Below are 15,947 nucleotides of genomic sequence, written 5' to 3' on the forward strand. Positions count from 1 at the left end.
GCCCAGTGTCTGAAGATAGACCGGGGAATCAGTAAAGCCTTTGCTATTGATTAGCAAGCATCTTTCGTGAGGGTTTGGCGGTAAGGGCAAGTTTCTCCGAATGATTTTTTGAAGAGATTTATTATCGGCGGTTTCTTATACGTTCTTAATAATGACTCAGCAAATGGAAAATCTCAGCCAAGAGAGTGGTGGCTCTGCACTTCTTGGGTCTGAAGCTGTTTTATTTACAGTTATATCTTTGACAGTCTGGGGTTTTTCAATACCATCTTCGTACTATCTGGTATTCCAACTGTCATCCGTATTTCTTGCCATTCTATTGCTAATACGTACTACTGCTTACTTAGCTCCAAATTCTCGCGAAACGACGGTGGTGAACTGGACAACCCGGTGGAGTATTTTCTTGTTTGGAATTTGTCTTTTTTACCAGTTCATACTCCTTTCTAGCTGGTTGAAAGACTTTTTTACCTTACCAACCAACCCGATATTTATAATCGCGATCATGAGTCTTGTTCTTCATTTGGCAATCGCATTATTTGACGAATCTCTACTAAGAGAATACCTGGGTAGGTGGAGAGAAGTGTTTAAGAACCAGACAGAAAATAGCTATCTCCGGCCTCTATTTCTATGGGTGTCTGATGTTTCTGAGGATGTAAAAGAGGGAAAAGTAAGTAGGAAACAACAGATAACTTCTCTCTTCTTGCTTTTTCCAATACTACTAATAATTTTACTCTTTCACAGTCCTCTTATTTTATTATCACTTCCTATTTATGAGTCTGTCATAGTTGCATCTAGTGCTTTGCTCGCTATCCGATTTATAATTGATACTTCTCGGTACCTCTATTGGACTTACGGCTATGTAGATGATTATAGTGAGGTGACGGGCCTTACATCATCAACAGCACTCGGCTTTCTCCTAATGCTGTTGCTATTAGGCTCTGTACTCTGAACAAGTGGTTATCCGACAAAACTAGTACCAAAACGACAGCTACGCCCCGGATCCCGGGACGAAACTCAGCGGCGGGCACGAATTCGCTGGAATCCCAATCGCGCATCTCTGCGCCGGGATTCTGCTTGGACTGTTCGGGTTCCGCAAGTTCCGCTGAAAGTTTCTACGACTCCTTGGTCCGGATTATCTCCCGCATGTTGACGTAGATGTCGCGCGGCGAGGTCTCCTCGTCGGGGTCGTAGAGGTCGCTGATGCGGTAGAGAATCGCGGCGACCATCTTGCTCTCGGAGGACTCCCCGCGAATATCTTCGGCGATCTCTCGAAGCGTCTTGGCGCGCTCCACGTCGGGTCCGTATGAGCCTTGGTCGTGCGACATGGTTCAGCGTTGCTGGCGGCGCTTGATAACACCGACGTTGTTGGCGACGTTCTCGGTCAGCACGCGGAACGCGTCGCCCGTGTCGCTGTCCTCGTCGAGGACGATCGGCTTCCCCTCGTCGCCGCCGGTCCGGACCGACGGGTCGATGGGGATGGACCCGAGGAACGGCATCTCGTTCGCCTCGGCGAATCGCGCACCGCCGCCGCGGCCGAAGATGTCGTGTTCGCCGCCGCAGTCGGGGCACACGAACGTGGCCATGTTCTCGGCGATACCGAGGACAGGGGTGTCGTGCTTGCCGAACATCCGAAGTCCCTTTCGGGCGTCGTCGATGGCGACCTCTTGGGGCGTCGTGACGATGACCGCGCCCGTGACCGGCACGCTCTGAAGGAGCGTGAGTTGGGCGTCGCCGGTTCCCGGCGGGAGGTCCACGACCATGTAGTCGAGATGGCCCCACTCGACGTCTTCCCACAGTTGGGTGAGGACCTTGTGGACCATCGGACCGCGCCAGATGACGGGGTCGTCCTCGCCGACGAGGAAAGCCATGCTCATGAGTTTCACGCCGAACTGTTCGGGCGGGATCATCGTCTCGTCCTCGGTGGCCTTCGGTACCTCCTCGGCGTCCACCATCCGGGGGACGTTCGGGCCGTACACGTCGGCGTCGAACAGGCCGACGCGCGCACCCATCTGCGAGAGGCCCGCCGCGATGTTGACTGCGACGGTGGACTTGCCGACGCCGCCCTTGCCGGAGGCGACGGCGATGATGTTCTTGACGTTCGGGAGGACTTGCTCGTCGGCCGACACGGAGTCGTCCACGCGGGCCGAGAGCTCGGCTTCGATGCCGTGGTCGGAGAGCACTTCTCGAACGCGATTGGCTATCTGGGTCTCGTGCGGCGAGTAGGGCGCGCCGAGCGCGAGCGAGACGTTAGCGGTGTCGCCCTCGACCGACACGTCGTTGACGAGGTTCAGCGAGACGATGTCGTCGCCGAGGTCGGGGTCCTCGACCTCGCGGAGCAGATCACGTACCTCTGATTCGTCCATATCGATAGTACGGTCGGACGAGTCGATAAGCCTTGTCAACTATGAGTCGGTTCGGCCGCGTTCGTCCTCTCGGTCGGCTTCGTCCCTTCGGTTGCGTCCATCCTCCCGGTCACGCACCGATTACTTAACCGACAGTAGGTCGTGGACGGCGCCATGGCAGACCGCGAGACTGCCCCGATCGAATCCGGAGAGCGATACTCAGTCGAAATCGAGGACCTCGGTAGCGAAGGCGACGGTATCGCCCGCATCGAATCGTTCGTCGTGTTCGTACCGGACACGGAACTCGGCGAACGCGTGGACATCGAAATCGAGGAGGTCGGTGGGAGCCACGCCACGGCGTCGGTCGTGGACGAGGAAGAAGACGAGCAACGCTCCGACGAGAGGCGCGACTCCGGCGAATAACGTAACCAAATTCAGTTACGCAAAGCGGGGTTTCGACGGCGAATTTAAGGACGCGCATGTGAAACCTCCAGAAGTGATGTTGGAGGACGATTTCGGACGCGAGGTCTCTGGCGTTCGGGTCTCGCTCACCGACCGATGTAACTTCGACTGCGTCTACTGCCACAACGAGGGTTTGGGCGACACGCGCGGTCCGATGGACCCCCAAGACGACGAGATGACCGCCGACGAAGTCGTCCGCTTTCTGGAGGTCGCCCGAGAGTTCGACGTGGAGAAGGTCAAGTTCACGGGCGGTGAGCCGATGCTCCGGCAGGACCTGGAGGAGATTATCCGGCGAACGCCCGACGAGATGGAGGTGTCGCTCACGACCAACGGGACCTTCCTGCCCGGCCGGGCCCCCGACCTCGTGGAGGCCGGACTGGAGCGGGTGAACGTCTCGCAGGACGCGCTCGACCCCGAGGCGTTCGCGGAGGTCACTCAGAGCGGAGCCTACGACAAGGTCATCGAGGGAGTCCACGCAGCCGTGGACGCCGGACTCACCCCCGTCAAACTGAACATGGTCGTGTTCGAGCACACGGCCGGCTACGTCGAGGAGATGGTCGAACACGTCGCCGAGAACGTCGGGCTTCAACTCCAACTCATCCAGTACATGCCCGAGTTGACCGGCAAACCCGAGTGGAACATCGACATCCAGCGCGTCCACGACTGGCTCGCCGACATCGCAGACGAGGTGGAGACTCGCGAGATGCACGACAGACGGCGGTACTGGGTGGGCGGAACCGCGTCGGACGAGTCCAGCGGAATGGTCGAAATCGTGGACCCGGTCGAGAATCCGCGGTTCTGCGCGAACTGCCACCGCGTGCGCGTCACGCACGAAGGATACCTGAAAGGGTGTCTGAATCGCAACGACGACCTCCGGTCGATGGGCGAGATGACCAGAGACGAGATTCGAGAGACGTTCCGCGAGACCGTTGCGAACCGCGTGCCCTACTACGGCGAGTACATGGTGCAGGGCGACGACGGCGAGTGGGAAATCAACGACGAGTACGTCGGCAACGTCGAAGCCTGACCCTCCTACGGGTACCGAGAACCGGACACTCCCGCACTCCGACCACGGGCCTCGTACTCCCTCGGCGGTCGTACCTGCGGTCGCCGAACAGTCGGCCGCACCGGAAGGACGCACCGCACCTGCCGAATCTTCTTCGTTTCGCTCGTCGGGAGCGTACTCCCGACGACCACGCCGTTCCCGACGACTGCGCCGCTCCCGACGACCCCGTCAACACGCGGGAGGGAAACGATAATAATCTCTTGAGAAATATCTGAGAGCGTCTGAGAAATAAGAACCTGTCCGAACCCGCCTGCGAATCGTCTCAGTCCGCCGCCGAAATCTCGACGCTCTCCAGCGCGCGCTGGATGCGCTCGGAGGCCTCGGTCAGTCGCTCGGCGCTGTTGGCGTAGGACACCCGGAGACACTCCTCTGCGTTCGACCCGAAGTCCGGACCGGGCGTCATCGCCACGCCCGCCTCTTCGAGGAAGAAGTCCGCGGCGTCGAAGGCGTCACCCGGAAGGTCGCTCACGTCCACGAGCAGGTAGTACGCACCGCCGGGCGTGTACCCCATGCTCAGGCCCCAGTCCTCGACTTCGCTCACGAGGAAGTCCCGGCGCTCGCGGTACGTGTCCCGTACCTCCGCGAGGAAGTCGTCGCCGGATTCGAGCGCCGCGGTGCCGCCCGACTGGACGAAGTTGGGCGCACAGATGAGCGTGTTCTGGGCGATGCGGTTGACGTGGCCGACGTACTCCGGCGGCGCGACCATCCACCCGAGTCGCCACCCCGTCATCGAGAACCGCTTCGAGAAGCCGTCTATCACGAAGGCGTCGTCGGTGTACTCCAGCACGGTGTGGTCGTCGCCCTCGTAGGTCAGGCCGTGGTACACCTCGTCGGAGATCACCGTCGCGTCGGCCTCGTCGGCCAGCGCCACGAGTTCTCGGAGCGTCGAACCCTCCAGCACCGCACCGGTCGGGTTCGCGGGCGAGTTGAGTAACAGCGCCTCCGTATTCCGGTTCACCGTGCGCGCGAACTCGCTCACGCGCGGACGGAATCCCTCGTCGGCCGACAGACCCACCGTCGAAATCCGGCCGCCGGTCTGACGGACGAAGTTGGGGTAGCAGGCGTAGTAGGGGTCGGTCAGCACCACCTCGTCGCCGGGGTCAACCAGCGCCGAGAACGCCAGCAAGAGCGCGGGCGACGACCCGGAAGTCACGACGATGCGCTCGGGGGCCACGTCCACACCGTACCGCCGGTCGTAGTAGTCGGCGATCGCGCGTCGAAGTTCGGGTTTCCCCTTCGAGGAGGTGTACCCCGTCTCGCCCGCCCGGAGCGCTGCGACTGCCGCGTCGGTGACTGCCGCTGGCGTCTCGAAGTCGGGTTCGCCCACTTCGAGGTGTACAACGTCGTCCATGCGATTGGCCCGTTCCAGCACGTCCATCGCGGCGAACGGGGTCGTCCGGGTCGCGCGCTCCGAAACCATGTGCAGTGGAGAACGGTACTACGCATATAAAGCTTCGATGTGACAGTCAGTATTTGCCGGCCGTCGAATTGTAAGTCATTAATTAAAATTATAATAATGTCGTGGGTCTGGACGACCGATAATATTACGTGTTCCCTGTTAACTTTGACCAAGAGAGTTAAAAACGAGGGGATTGTAGCGGGGTGTGGGATTTGGGGGAATCCATGAAACAGACACGAAGACGGTTCTTGAAAGCGACTGGAGCAACGGGTGTTGCCGGTGTACTGGGGAGCGGCTCCGCACTGGCTCAGAACAATTCGATCACCTTCTTCAACGCCGGGAGTCTGGAGTTCGACCCCGGAACCGAGGAGAACATCAGCCGTTTCGAGGACGAGACGGGAATCACGGTCAACGTCAACGAGGTGCCGTGGCAGAACCTCAAGACCACGCTCATCACGCAGTGGCGCAACCAGAGCAGTGAGGCCGACGCGTTCAACGGGCCGACGTGGTGGCTGGGAGACTTCGTCGCCGCCGACTGGGTCGAACCACTCGACCTCGGCGACGACCACATGGGCAAGTTCCCAGATAGCCTCCGGAACCTCGTCACGTTCGACGGCCAGACGTACATGGCCCCGCAAATTGGCAAGTGGGGGGCGTACGTGTACGACGCGCAGTACCTGAGCGATCAGGGGGTCGACTCGCCGCCGAGTACGTGGGACGAGGTCATCGAAGTCGGCGAGCAGTTGAGCAGCGACGACAAGTCCGGGTTCGGCTTCACGTGGGCGAACAAGGACGTATTCACGTTCAAACAGTTCCTCTACCAGGCCGGCGGCCAACTGTTCAACGAAAACAACGAACCGCAGTTCACCAGCGACGCCGCCGTCAGCGTCTTCCAGGACTTGATCAATCCGCTCAGAGAGCGCGGAGTCATCCCGCAGGGACTCCAGAGCATGGGCGAGGGCGGCGTCGGCGACGCGTTCATCGGCGGACAGTTCGCGACGGTGGAGTCGTGGACTCCGCTCGGAGCGCGAGCACTGGGCGAGGACGGCTGGGGGGCCGAACGACTCGGCGTCGCCCGCCCGCCGGAGGGTTCCGAGTCCGACGCGACCTTCCAGGACACGAACGGGGTCAGCGTCTCGGCGTTCTCACAGAACAAGGAGGCCGCAAAGCAGTTCGCGAGGTTCATGAGCACCACCGAGTCGTGCAAGACGGACATGCTCGTGGAGGGCAACCCCGCGGCGGTCCCCGAAGTGTACGAGGACTCCGAGATTCGCGAGAAGTATCCCAGCAAGTGGCTCGACGTGAACAAGTACAACCTGCAGAACGCGAAGAGCGAGATCTATCGCGCGCAACCGCAGGTCGACGACATGCTGTCGAACCAGATTACGCCGGCGCTCCTCGGGGAGAAAGAGCCCCAGGAGGCGCTCCAGCAGGCTCAAGAGGAGGTCACGTCGCTCTACGAGAACCTCGGCATCCTGTAACAGCCGAGAACTTCCCTTTCGAGGTGATTTCGACCCGTGCCAGCGTCAACGAAACGGTTCAGGCGGTTGTTAGATAGGTTGTTCGTCCCGCTCACGCTCGGGCCGACATTGCTCTGGATAGCCGCTATCATCGTCTATCCGACGCTCCAACTGTTCTGGTCGAGTCTGTTCTTCGCCGACCCCATCACGGGCCAACGGCGGTTCGTCGGCCTCCAGAACTTCGAGCAGTTGCTGTTCGGCGACGGACTGCTCGGGACGTTCAGTCCCGACTTCGTCAACTTCACCTGGAACACCATCGTCTACGTGGGGTTCAGCGTGACTATCTCGTTCCTGCTGGGACTCGGCATCGCCCTCCTGCTGAGCAAGGACCTGAAGGGACGCGGGTGGCTGCGGACCGCGGTCATCGTGCCGTGGATTCTGCCGTACGTGATGAGCGGGTTGATGTGGCGCTGGATGTTCCAGACCCAGTACGGTGCCGTCAACGCCATCCTGACACGTCTCGGTCTCATCGCCGACCGCATCGCGTTCCTGTCGGACGGAACGCTGGCGATGATGGCGCTCATCGTCGCGGACGTGTGGGTGTTCACGCCGTTCATCATCATCATCCTGCTCGCGGGCCTCCAGAACGTGCCCGAACAGCTCTACGACGCGGCGGAGGTCGACGGTGCGAGTCGGTGGTCGCGCTTCTGGAACGTCACGTATCCGTTTCTGAAACCCTCGATTCTGGTCGCGCTGACCATCCGCATCATCTTCGACATCCGCGCGCTCGACCTCGTCTGGGTCATGACCCAGGGCGGCCCCGGCAAGGAGACCGAGGTCTGGGCCTCCTGGCTGTATCGAACGGCGATGGTGTTCAACAATCCCGGTGAAGGCGCGGCGCTCGGCGTCGTTCTGCTCGCGACGACGTTCGCTATCGTCGCGGTCCTCTACAGCGTCTTCGGAGGGTCGCCGTACGAAACATGAGTACGAAAACATCCTATCTGGACCGACTGCAGGACAGTTTCGGGCTCGACACCGACAACGAGTGGCCGAGCGTGGTTCGGGAGCGTCTGGTCGCCTACGGCCTGCTCGGTCTCTACGTGTTTGTCGTGTGGTTCCCCATCTACTACATCTTCATCACGAGCCTGAAACCGTCCTCGGCGGTGGTGAACCTTCCAGTGACGTTCCTGCCGGCCGAACCGACGATATCGAACTACGTGGAGATCTTCGCCAACCGACCGTTCGAGCTGTACACCTTCAACAGCCTCGTGGTGGCGAGCGTCACGACCGTCATCGTCGTCTCGCTCGGCACCGTCTCGGGGTACACGTTCAGTCGGTACGACTTCCTCGGGAACAAGGCGCTGCTCCTCTCCATCGTCGGGGCGCGGATGATTCCGCCCATCGCGCTCATCGTCCCGTTCTTCCAGATCATGTCGAACCCGCCGCTAATCGGCGGCCTGACCGGGAGTCTCTACGACACCAAAATCGCGCTGATCTTGACGTACACGTTCTTCAACCTGCCGTTCGCGGTGTGGATAATGAAGAACTACTTCGACGGGGTCCCCCGGAGTCTGGACGAGCAGGCCCAAGTGGACGGCTGTTCGACGTGGGAGGGGTTCGTGAAAATCATCCTCCCCGTCGCGAAGCCCGGCATCGCCGCGACGGCGATTCTGGCGTTCATCTTCTCGTGGAACGAGTTCGTCTTCGCGCTCGTGCTCACGTCGTCCGAGCAGGCCCAGACGCTCCCCATCGCCGTCTCGCTGTTCGTCGCCGACGACTTCGTGGACTGGGCGCATCTGGCCGCGGGCGGGATGATTGCGGCCCTGCCGGGAATCATGTTCGGCCTGTTCTTCCAGCGGTACATCGTCAGCGGACTGACCCAAGGAGCTGTCAAAGAATGAGCGAACACGGATACGAACCGAGAGGTGACGCCCATGGCTGAAGTACTACTCGATCAACTGGTCAAGGAGTTCGAAGACGTACGGGCGGTAGACGACGTGACGCTCGACATTCCCGACGAGAGCTTCACGGTCCTCGTCGGACCGTCGGGGTGTGGAAAGACCACCACGCTGCGACTCGTCGCGGGACTCGAACGCGCGACCGACGGCACCATCGAGATCGGCGGGGAGGTCGTCAACGACAGGCGTGCGTACGAGCGAGACATCGCGATGGTGTTCCAGAACTACGCGCTCTACCCCCACAAGACGGTCGAAGAGAACATGCGATTCGGTCTCGAACAGCAGGGGACCGACGAGGAGGTCATCGAGGAACGCGTGGCAGAGGCGGCGCAGCTCCTCCAGATCGGTGAGTTGCTCGACCGGAAACCGTCGGAACTCTCTGGCGGCCAGCAACAGCGAGTCGCGCTCGGTCGGGCCATCGTCAGGGACCCCGACGTGTTCCTGATGGACGAACCCCTCTCGAACCTCGACGCGAAGCTCCGGGTCCAGATGCGGGCCGAACTCAACAAACTCCACGACGAACTCGACACCACCACGGTCTACGTCACCCACGACCAGATAGAGGCGATGACGCTGGCCGACCAGATAGCGGTGATGGACGCCGGCAAGATTCAGCAGGTCGGCGAACCCACCTTCGTCTACGCCAACCCGCGGAACACGTTCGTCGCGGACTTCCTCGGCAGTCCCTCGATGAACTTCCTCGAAGGCGACCTCCGACAGGGCGACGCCGGACTCGTCATCGACTACGGGACCTTCGAACACGAGATTCCCGACGCCCACCGGTCCACGGTCCAGAGCCACGTCGGGGAGTCGCTCTTACTCGGCGTCCGGCCCGAGAACATTTCGGTCGCCCAGCGAGGCTACCCCGCGACGGTCGAAGTGGTCGAGCCACAGGGCGAGAAGACCGTCCTCGAACTCACGGTCGGCGACGACCGCTCGCTGAACGCCTCGGTCGAACCGGACGTGGACGTGAGCGTCGGCGAGGAGATTCGGGTGGCGTTCGACCGGTCGAAACTCCACTACTTCGACCCCGCGACCGGCGAGTCGCTGACCTTCTCCGAACCCGAGTCCGACGCGGCCGACCCGGTGGCGACGGAGCGATGACGTCGAGTTCGAGACGCGGCGGACTCGGACGGCGACTTCGCTCGGCAGCGTCGCCACTGCTCGTCCTCGCCGTCGCGCTCGCCACCGTCGCACTCGTCGGCTACCTCCGTGGGGCGTACGCCACCGCCATCGCGGTCGGGGTCGGTGCGATACTGACCAGCGCGTTCGTCCTTCTGACCCGCGAGTGACCGGCGACGTTGGTCTCGCGCGCTCCGGCGACCGAAGCGACTCAGCGGTCCTCCCGACCGCAAGGATTGGGTTGCTAGAGCCCCAACGTCCGACAGATGGCTATCTACCAGCGGGAGGTCCGCGTCGGTGCGCCGCTCGACGAGGTGTGGGCGTTCCACTCTCGAATCGACGGTCTGGAGGCGCTCACGCCGGACTGGATGAACCTCCGGGTCGAGGGCGTCCGCGGGCCGGACGGGAGCGCGCGCGACGACGGGGTGCTGGAGACCGGAACGACGGTTCGGATGTCGATGCGGCCGTTCGGCGTCGGTCCCCGCCAGCGGTGGACCTCGCGCATCACCCGTCGAGACGAGGGCGACGGCACGGCGGTCTTCGAGGACGTGATGGAGGACGGTCCGTTTCCCGAGTGGCACCACAGCCACTCCTTCTACGCCGTCGCCGACGACGAGACCCTCGTCCGGGACCGGGTGGAGTACGAACTCCCGGTCGTCGGCGACCTACTCGGTCCGCTCGGGTGGATAGGGTTCGAGCCGATGTTTCGGAACCGTCATCGTCGGACCAAGCGGATTCTGGAAGGAGACGGAGCGCGCTCGAAGTCGGGCGACCGCTCACGCACCGACCATCAGCGGTCCGAGTAACACCCCCATCAGGTGGTCGCGCCGGGCACCGAACTGGGCAGGGACGAGACCGACGAGCGTCGCAACCGCGAAGACCGCGACGCCGACCCATCCCACGAACAGCCAACTCACCCCGGCCAGCAGGACGAGAACGCTCGTGGAGAGTCGGAACTGATCGAGCGTCCCGACCGCACGGAGGTATCGGTCGCCGACTCCGAGGACGAGCAGAAAGCCCGCGATGCCAGCGACTCCGGCGGTGGCGAGCAGGAGCGGGAGGTCCACGGGCGCGTTCGCCTCTCGGAGCGCGACCATAACGCCGGTCCGCGGCGTGCCGAGCGCGGCGAGTGCGAAGAGCGCGAAAATCGTATTCGCGGTGTTGACGCCGCTGGTCGCCACCACGAAACCGCGGGCCTCGGTCGAATCGGGGACGAGCGCGAGCGCCAGCACCGCCGCGACGGCGGCCGAGACGCCGGGCAGGTAGCCGACGACCGCGCCGGCCACGCTCCCGGCCAGCGCCGTGACGGTGACGCTTCGCCGGGAGACTGCCACGGTAGCGTCGTCCTGCTCCGGGACGCCCGACCCCGACAGCGCCTCCAGCAGGACCGGCGCGCCGAACAGGCCCGCGAACAACGGCGTGAGCATCCCGCCAGCGTCGAGCGGCGCGGCGGGAGCGAGGTCGAGGGTCGCGTAGCCGAGGGTCGCGCTCCCGGCGAAGGCCGCTACGCCGCCCGAGACCGCACGGAGCGACCGCTCCGTGAGCAGGAGGACGGCGACCACGACGCCGAGGACGACCGGGAGGTGGGCGCGCACGACCGGGTAGGCGACCGTCATCCCGCGCGTGACGGGAACCGCCAGCGGGACCGCGAACGCGACGGCCAACCCGCTCCCGAGCGCCGAGAGTCGGACCGCCTCCCGGCCTCGTCCGGCGATGACGAGTCGATGACCCGGCAGGGCGGTGGCGGCCATCGCGGCGTCGGGTACGCCGAGAGCGAGGGCGGGCACAGCGTCGAGGAACGAGTGGACCACCCCGGCCGCGAGCATCGCCGCGCCGACGAACCGCGGCGGGCCGGGCACCGCGGGCGCGACCGACGCAAGCAGGAGCGCGAGATTGTTGACGTGGAGGCCGGGCGTGAGTCCGCTCAGGGTTCCGAGCGCAATTCCGCCGAGGACGAACGCCAGCGCCGTGGCTGACGCGACAGGACCGAACGCGAGTCGGACGCCCAGCGCCTCCATCGGGGCACTTTCGTCCCGTCCTCGGATTTAAACGTTCGTGCGGGGACCGACGGACATCAGCTACCGGTTTCCGGAATCGAATCGGCCGAAAAGAGGCGGAAAAACGTCTCACTCGGCCACAATGGCTTTTGACATTTCCGTACTGATGGGTGATTGAGGATGGGAATCATGGATCGACAAAAAACACTCGCGGTAGTACTCGGAGGAGTGATGCTATTCAGTGTCGTCGGCGGTGGGGCCTTCAGCGTCGCGGCAACGACTGCCAGCGATGCACCCGCGGATTACGCCGACCGGACAGGTCTGCAGGACGGTGAGGACAACGAGACGGAACAACAGAGCGAGCGGATTCCGATAACCGAAGCGATGGCGGCAGCGCAAAACGAGACTGAAGATCCGAACGGGACCGTCGTCGGAGCCGAACTGGGGCGGTCTGGTGGCCTCCTCGACGTCGGTGACGACGAAAACGTGTACACCGTCGACGTGCTGCTGGCCAACGGAACGCACATCGCAGTAGCCGTCAACGCCACGAACGGGTCGGTCGTAAATAGGGAAGAAGAGAGCACGGGGTTCCTCGAAGGCATCTTCGGAGAAGATGACGTGCCGGACAGACCGATCAACCTGAGCGCGCTGTACAATGCCACCGAAGCGGTCGAACTCGCACAGAACGCGACGGACGCGAACGGGACGGTCACGTCGGTCAGTCTCAGCGAGCAAAACGAGGACATGCTCGTCTACGAGGTCCAGATAGAGCAAGCCGAGGGTGACGAAGTTACCGTCGTCGTCGACGCCATGAGAGACGGAGAGGGCGTTATCGAAGGTGGAGATGGAGGCGACAACGGCGGAGCAGGTGACGGCGGTGATGGTGACGGAGACGGTGGCAGCGAGTGACTGCTCGCAGTAGCAAGCATAGTCGGAACTCGCCTCCGTTCGTAGATACTCTCGCAACTTATGGTAGGACAGGGAACTGTTTGCCCAGTTCCGGGAACGAAATCGAGCGTCACAGCCGTTGCTGGCCGGTTAGTACGCGAAAGAAAAATCGAGTTCTGGAGCGTCGAGTTTAACCGAAGAGTTCGCCGAGGCCCTCGCCGCTGGCCTCTTCGTCCTCGTCGTCGTCGTCTTCGTCGGCGGCCTCTTCCTCTTCGGCGGCCTCCTCCTCTTCGGCGGCCTCTTCCTCGGCACCGCCCTCTGCGGCAGCGCCGCCTGCGGCGGCACCGCCGGCGGGCACGGCCGCGGCCTGCTCGACGGCGTCGTCGATGTCGACGTCCTCCAGCGCGGCGACGAGCGCCTTGACGCGGGATTCCTCGACGTCGACGCCGGCAGCGTCGAGCACGTTGGTGAGGTTGTCTTCGTTGATCTCTTCGCCCGATTCGTTCAGGATGAGTGCAGCGTAAACGTATTCCATGGGTAGTAGTTTTGGGGGAGTTGGTTATCCGAACATCGCGCCGAGTGCGTCGCCGCTCTCGTCGTCGTCATCGTCGTCTTCGTCGGCTTCGGCTTCGTCCTCGGCGTCGGCGTCGGATTCGGTGTCTTCGTCGGTCGATTCGTCTTCGGAGGCGGCACCTTCGGCGGGAGCCTCTACGTCGGAAAGCTCCTCGGGGAGGGCCTCCTCGTCGTCGATCTGTGCAGCGAGCGCGCGAAGCTGTCCGTCGGCCTTGCTCACGAGGTCCGGCACGACGTCCGGGCTCTCGATTTCGGCTTGCAGGCCGAGGCTCTTGGCCTCGCCTTCGGCCTTCTGGACGAGCGTCGGCGTGGTCTGGGCGGTCGGGTAGACCGCGTTGACCGAGAGGTTGCGGGCGCGGGCCGCGGCGGCCTCGACGTCCGCGCGGTACTCGTCGATGTCGATGGCCAGTTCGTCGGCCTCGAAGAGTACGCCGTCGGAGTAGACGCCCTGAAGGTCCAGTCCCACTTCCTTCGGCTCCATGCCGAGTTCCGCGAGGACGTTGGCCACGTCTTCGTCGACTTCCTCGCCTTCCTCGGCGACGACGCTGTCCTCGGTGACGTGGATGGACCCTTCCATGATGCGGGCCGCGGCACCGATGCTCTGGAGTTCGCCCACGAACGGGCCGGGGTCGACTCCAGTGTCACCCTCGGGGATGACGATGTCGTTAGGTGCGACTTCGCCCGCGCCGATGGGGGCCGGGCTCTTCGACGCTTCGAGCTGTTGGAACAGCCCGAAGGGGTTGTCGTTCGTACCGATGAGACCGATTTCGCCGGCCACGTACTGCTTCAGCTCTTCGACGCCCTCGTCCACTTGGTCGAGGGCGCGCTCGACGAGCGTATTCCGGCTGATGCGGAGTTCGGCGCTCCCGTGAAGGTTGCGACGCATCGTCTGAAGCTGGCGCGACGGGATGCCCGCCACGTTGACGATGCCGACGCTGCTGTAGCCTTCGATGAGGTCGGCGATTTCCTCGACCTCTTCTTTCTTCCACTCCGGGATGGTCTCGGTCTTTCGTTCTGCTTCGGCTGACATCTTAGGCCACCTCCACGGCCGGTCCCATCGTCGTCTTGACGTAGACGTTGTCGATGTTGAGCGGACCTTTCTCCAGGTCGGAGTGGAGTCGGCGGAGAATCACGTCGATGTTGTCGGCGATCTCCTCCGCGCCCATGTCCTCAGCACCGACGCGAGTGTGGAAGGTGCGTCGGTCGCCGCTCCGAAGCTGGACCGTGTTTTTCATCCGGTTGACGACTTCGACGACGTCGTCGTCTGGCTGAAGCGGTTCCGGCATCTTCCCTCGCGGGCCGAGGATGGTACCGAGGTAGCGACCGATATCTTGCATCAGCGACGCCTCGGCGATGAAGAAGTCGGTCTCGTCGGCGAGGTCCTTGGCTTCGTCGTCGTCGTCGCCGAGGTCTTCGAGGTCGTCTCCATCGAAGACTTCGTCGGCAACGTCTTCGGCGCGAAGGGCGGTTTCGCCCTCCGCGAACACGACGATCTTCGTCTCCTGTCCGGTCCCGGACGGGAGAACGATACTTTCGTCTACGCGGTTCGACGGTTCGTTCAAATCTAGGTCGCGCAGGTTGATCGCGAGGTCCACCGTTTCGCGGAAGTTCCGCTCAGGTGCATCCTCGAGTGCGCGAGAGACTGCTTGCTCTATCTCCTGATCTGCCATTGTTCACCTCCGTAGTACGCAGGACGCTCCTACGGGTCAGTGAAACAGGTTACTGTCTGTCGTCGCCGTCGTCGCGGGTCGCCAACACGGCGAATCCGCGACCGAACGACAGTGGACAGTAAACGCCTGTCTCGTTCCGAACGAAAGGTCATCCGCAACTTAAACCCGTCGAAGCAATGGCGAACGCGGGACCGCGAGCCACGGAGCGAACGGCCGTAAGGTAGGTAGACCGGCGATACCCAACCATCGTCGTGGCCGAAACAGTCGTCTCCCGGGCAGTCGCCTTCGCGCTCGTCCTCGTAACCGTCCACCTGTTCGCGGGGCAACTCCGACTCCGCGCGTTTCCGCGGAGTTACTGGCTCTCGGGCGCGGGCGGGGTGTCGGTAGCGTACGTGTTCGTTCACGTCTTGCCGGAACTCCAGGAGCGCCAGCACACCTTCGAGTCCGGTGCTATCGGGTTCGTCGAGCACCACGTCTACCTCCTCGCGCTGGTCGGGTTCACGGTCTTCTACGGACTCGAACGCTTCGTCCGCCAGTCTCGGAGTCCCGAGTCGGTCGGCCGCGCGAGGACCGAGACCACCTCGGGCGTCTTCTGGCTCCACGTCGGTTCGTTCACGGCGTACAACGCACTGGTCGGCTACCTGCTCGTCCACCGCGAAGAGAGCGGACTGTCGAGTCTCACGTTGTTCGTCGTGGCGATGGCGCTCCACTTCGTGGCCAACGACCACGGTCTCCGGGAGCATCACCACGACGCCTACGACGACGTGGGCCGGTGGCTCCTCGCAGGGGGAGTCGTCACGGGAACCGCCGTCGGAGTAGCGACCACGATAACCGAGACGGCGGTGTCGGCGTTGTTCGCCTTCCTCGCGGGCGGCATAGTCCTCAACGCGGTCAAGGAAGAACTGCCCGAGGAGCGCCAGAGCAGCTTCTGGGCGTTCGGCGGCGGGGCCGCGGCCTACGCGGCAATTCTGATTTTTACGTAGCCGGTGCGCGCGCGAGGCTTCTATTTCCGT

Annotated in this window: 18 protein-coding genes; 11 read left to right on the forward strand and 7 right to left on the reverse strand. The window is 62.8% G+C overall.

Going from position 1 to position 15,947, the window contains the following annotated elements:
- Positions 1-151 precede the first annotated feature (151 nt).
- Positions 152-946: a hypothetical protein gene (locus E2484_RS00405; protein ID WP_137283256.1), complete on the forward strand. Its 795-nt coding sequence runs from the start codon at positions 152-154 to the stop codon at positions 944-946.
- 163 nt (positions 947-1,109) lie between these two features.
- Here the strand turns inward: E2484_RS00405 and E2484_RS00410 are convergent, their stop codons facing one another.
- Positions 1,110-1,322 (reverse strand): hypothetical protein, encoded by a 213-nt coding sequence (locus tag E2484_RS00410; protein WP_137283257.1) that lies wholly within the window; start codon positions 1,320-1,322, stop codon positions 1,110-1,112.
- 3 nt (positions 1,323-1,325) lie between these two features.
- Positions 1,326-2,360 carry an Mrp/NBP35 family ATP-binding protein gene (locus E2484_RS00415; protein ID WP_137283258.1) on the reverse strand — a complete coding sequence of 345 codons (1,035 nt, stop codon included), beginning with the start codon at positions 2,358-2,360 and terminating at the stop codon, positions 1,326-1,328.
- Positions 2,361-2,513: 153 nt separating this feature from the next.
- Between E2484_RS00415 and E2484_RS00420 the strand changes: the two genes are divergently transcribed.
- Entirely contained in the window at positions 2,514-2,762 is a 249-nt protein-coding gene (locus tag E2484_RS00420; protein WP_137283259.1) for a TRAM domain-containing protein, read from the forward strand.
- Positions 2,763-2,838: 76 nt separating this feature from the next.
- Positions 2,839-3,828 (forward strand): GTP 3',8-cyclase MoaA, encoded by a 990-nt coding sequence (moaA, locus tag E2484_RS00425; RefSeq protein ID WP_137283260.1) that lies wholly within the window; start codon positions 2,839-2,841, stop codon positions 3,826-3,828.
- A 301-nt stretch (positions 3,829-4,129) separates the two neighbouring features.
- Here moaA and E2484_RS00430 read toward each other — a convergent pair whose 3' ends face one another.
- A complete protein-coding gene (locus tag E2484_RS00430) occupies positions 4,130-5,287 on the reverse strand; it encodes a pyridoxal phosphate-dependent aminotransferase (protein WP_137283261.1) in 1,158 nt (385 codons plus the stop codon).
- Positions 5,288-5,490: 203 nt separating this feature from the next.
- Between E2484_RS00430 and E2484_RS00435 the strand changes: the two genes are divergently transcribed.
- The 6 genes from E2484_RS00435 (at position 5,491) to E2484_RS00460 (ending at position 10,612) form a co-directional block, all read left to right on the forward strand.
- Positions 5,491-6,747, forward strand: coding sequence for a substrate-binding domain-containing protein (locus tag E2484_RS00435; RefSeq protein ID WP_321111222.1), 1,257 nt, complete (start codon positions 5,491-5,493; stop codon positions 6,745-6,747).
- 36 nt (positions 6,748-6,783) lie between these two features.
- On the forward strand, positions 6,784-7,710 hold the full coding sequence (locus E2484_RS00440) for a carbohydrate ABC transporter permease (RefSeq protein ID WP_137283263.1): 927 nt from the start codon (positions 6,784-6,786) through the stop codon (positions 7,708-7,710).
- Positions 7,707-8,627 (forward strand): carbohydrate ABC transporter permease, encoded by a 921-nt coding sequence (locus tag E2484_RS00445; RefSeq protein ID WP_137283264.1) that lies wholly within the window; start codon positions 7,707-7,709, stop codon positions 8,625-8,627. The genes E2484_RS00440 and E2484_RS00445 overlap by 4 nt, the downstream gene beginning before the upstream one ends.
- Positions 8,628-8,660: 33 nt before the next feature.
- Positions 8,661-9,788: an ABC transporter ATP-binding protein gene (locus tag E2484_RS00450; RefSeq protein WP_137283265.1), complete on the forward strand. Its 1,128-nt coding sequence runs from the start codon at positions 8,661-8,663 to the stop codon at positions 9,786-9,788.
- The gene (locus E2484_RS00455) at positions 9,785-9,976 is read left to right on the forward strand and encodes a hypothetical protein (RefSeq protein WP_137283266.1); all 192 of its coding nucleotides are present in this window, start codon (positions 9,785-9,787) and stop codon (positions 9,974-9,976) included. Before E2484_RS00450 ends, E2484_RS00455 begins: the two co-directional genes overlap by 4 nt.
- A gap of 96 nt (positions 9,977-10,072) precedes the next feature.
- Positions 10,073-10,612: an SRPBCC family protein gene (locus tag E2484_RS00460; protein WP_137283267.1), complete on the forward strand. Its 540-nt coding sequence runs from the start codon at positions 10,073-10,075 to the stop codon at positions 10,610-10,612.
- Here the strand turns inward: E2484_RS00460 and E2484_RS00465 are convergent.
- Positions 10,583-11,824, reverse strand: a complete 1,242-nt coding sequence (locus E2484_RS00465) for a tripartite tricarboxylate transporter permease (RefSeq protein WP_137283268.1) — start codon at positions 11,822-11,824, stop codon at positions 10,583-10,585. The genes E2484_RS00460 and E2484_RS00465 overlap by 30 nt on opposite strands.
- A 210-nt stretch (positions 11,825-12,034) precedes the next feature.
- Between E2484_RS00465 and E2484_RS00470 the strand changes: the two genes are divergently transcribed.
- Positions 12,035-12,712 carry a PepSY domain-containing protein gene (locus E2484_RS00470; protein ID WP_170977191.1) on the forward strand — a complete coding sequence of 226 codons (678 nt, stop codon included), beginning with the start codon at positions 12,035-12,037 and terminating at the stop codon, positions 12,710-12,712.
- A 169-nt stretch (positions 12,713-12,881) separates the two neighbouring features.
- Here E2484_RS00470 and rpl12p read toward each other — a convergent pair whose 3' ends face one another.
- From rpl12p to E2484_RS00485, 3 genes are read right to left on the reverse strand one after another with little or no spacing between them, the layout of a single operon-like run.
- Positions 12,882-13,226: a 50S ribosomal protein P1 gene (rpl12p, locus tag E2484_RS00475; RefSeq protein ID WP_137283270.1), complete on the reverse strand. Its 345-nt coding sequence runs from the start codon at positions 13,224-13,226 to the stop codon at positions 12,882-12,884.
- Between the two features lie 24 nt (positions 13,227-13,250).
- On the reverse strand, positions 13,251-14,294 hold the full coding sequence (locus E2484_RS00480) for a 50S ribosomal protein L10 (RefSeq protein WP_137283271.1): 1,044 nt from the start codon (positions 14,292-14,294) through the stop codon (positions 13,251-13,253).
- 1 nt (position 14,295) lies between these two features.
- Positions 14,296-14,934 carry a 50S ribosomal protein L1 gene (locus E2484_RS00485; RefSeq protein ID WP_137283272.1) on the reverse strand — a complete coding sequence of 213 codons (639 nt, stop codon included), beginning with the start codon at positions 14,932-14,934 and terminating at the stop codon, positions 14,296-14,298.
- Between the two features lie 251 nt (positions 14,935-15,185).
- On the opposite strand from E2484_RS00485, the gene E2484_RS00490 reads away from it, so the two are divergent.
- The gene (locus E2484_RS00490; RefSeq protein WP_137283273.1) at positions 15,186-15,917 is read left to right on the forward strand and encodes a hypothetical protein; all 732 of its coding nucleotides are present in this window, start codon (positions 15,186-15,188) and stop codon (positions 15,915-15,917) included.
- Positions 15,918-15,947 lie beyond the last annotated feature (30 nt).

Source organism: Halorussus salinisoli (genome assembly GCA_005239435.1).
GTDB lineage: Archaea > Halobacteriota > Halobacteria > Halobacteriales > Haladaptataceae > Halorussus > Halorussus salinisoli.

Bases quoted from the DNA above. Each gene is read 5' to 3' on its own strand.
- E2484_RS00405 (WP_137283256.1), top strand. From the start codon at position 152: ATGACTCAGCAAATGGAAAATCTCAGCCAAGAGAGTGGTGGCTCTGCA.
- E2484_RS00410 (WP_137283257.1), bottom strand. From the start codon at position 1,322: ATGTCGCACGACCAAGGCTCATACGGACCCGACGTGGAGCGCGCCAAG.
- E2484_RS00415 (WP_137283258.1), bottom strand. From the start codon at position 2,360: ATGGACGAATCAGAGGTACGTGATCTGCTCCGCGAGGTCGAGGACCCC.
- E2484_RS00420 (WP_137283259.1), top strand. From the start codon at position 2,514: ATGGCAGACCGCGAGACTGCCCCGATCGAATCCGGAGAGCGATACTCA.
- moaA (WP_137283260.1), top strand. From the start codon at position 2,839: ATGTTGGAGGACGATTTCGGACGCGAGGTCTCTGGCGTTCGGGTCTCG.
- E2484_RS00430 (WP_137283261.1), bottom strand. From the start codon at position 5,287: ATGGTTTCGGAGCGCGCGACCCGGACGACCCCGTTCGCCGCGATGGAC.
- E2484_RS00435 (WP_321111222.1), top strand. From the start codon at position 5,491: ATGAAACAGACACGAAGACGGTTCTTGAAAGCGACTGGAGCAACGGGT.
- E2484_RS00445 (WP_137283264.1), top strand. From the start codon at position 7,707: ATGAGTACGAAAACATCCTATCTGGACCGACTGCAGGACAGTTTCGGG.
- E2484_RS00450 (WP_137283265.1), top strand. From the start codon at position 8,661: ATGGCTGAAGTACTACTCGATCAACTGGTCAAGGAGTTCGAAGACGTA.
- E2484_RS00455 (WP_137283266.1), top strand. From the start codon at position 9,785: ATGACGTCGAGTTCGAGACGCGGCGGACTCGGACGGCGACTTCGCTCG.
- E2484_RS00460 (WP_137283267.1), top strand. From the start codon at position 10,073: ATGGCTATCTACCAGCGGGAGGTCCGCGTCGGTGCGCCGCTCGACGAG.
- E2484_RS00465 (WP_137283268.1), bottom strand. From the start codon at position 11,824: ATGGAGGCGCTGGGCGTCCGACTCGCGTTCGGTCCTGTCGCGTCAGCC.
- E2484_RS00470 (WP_170977191.1), top strand. From the start codon at position 12,035: ATGCTATTCAGTGTCGTCGGCGGTGGGGCCTTCAGCGTCGCGGCAACG.
- rpl12p (WP_137283270.1), bottom strand. From the start codon at position 13,226: ATGGAATACGTTTACGCTGCACTCATCCTGAACGAATCGGGCGAAGAG.
- E2484_RS00480 (WP_137283271.1), bottom strand. From the start codon at position 14,294: ATGTCAGCCGAAGCAGAACGAAAGACCGAGACCATCCCGGAGTGGAAG.
- E2484_RS00485 (WP_137283272.1), bottom strand. From the start codon at position 14,934: ATGGCAGATCAGGAGATAGAGCAAGCAGTCTCTCGCGCACTCGAGGAT.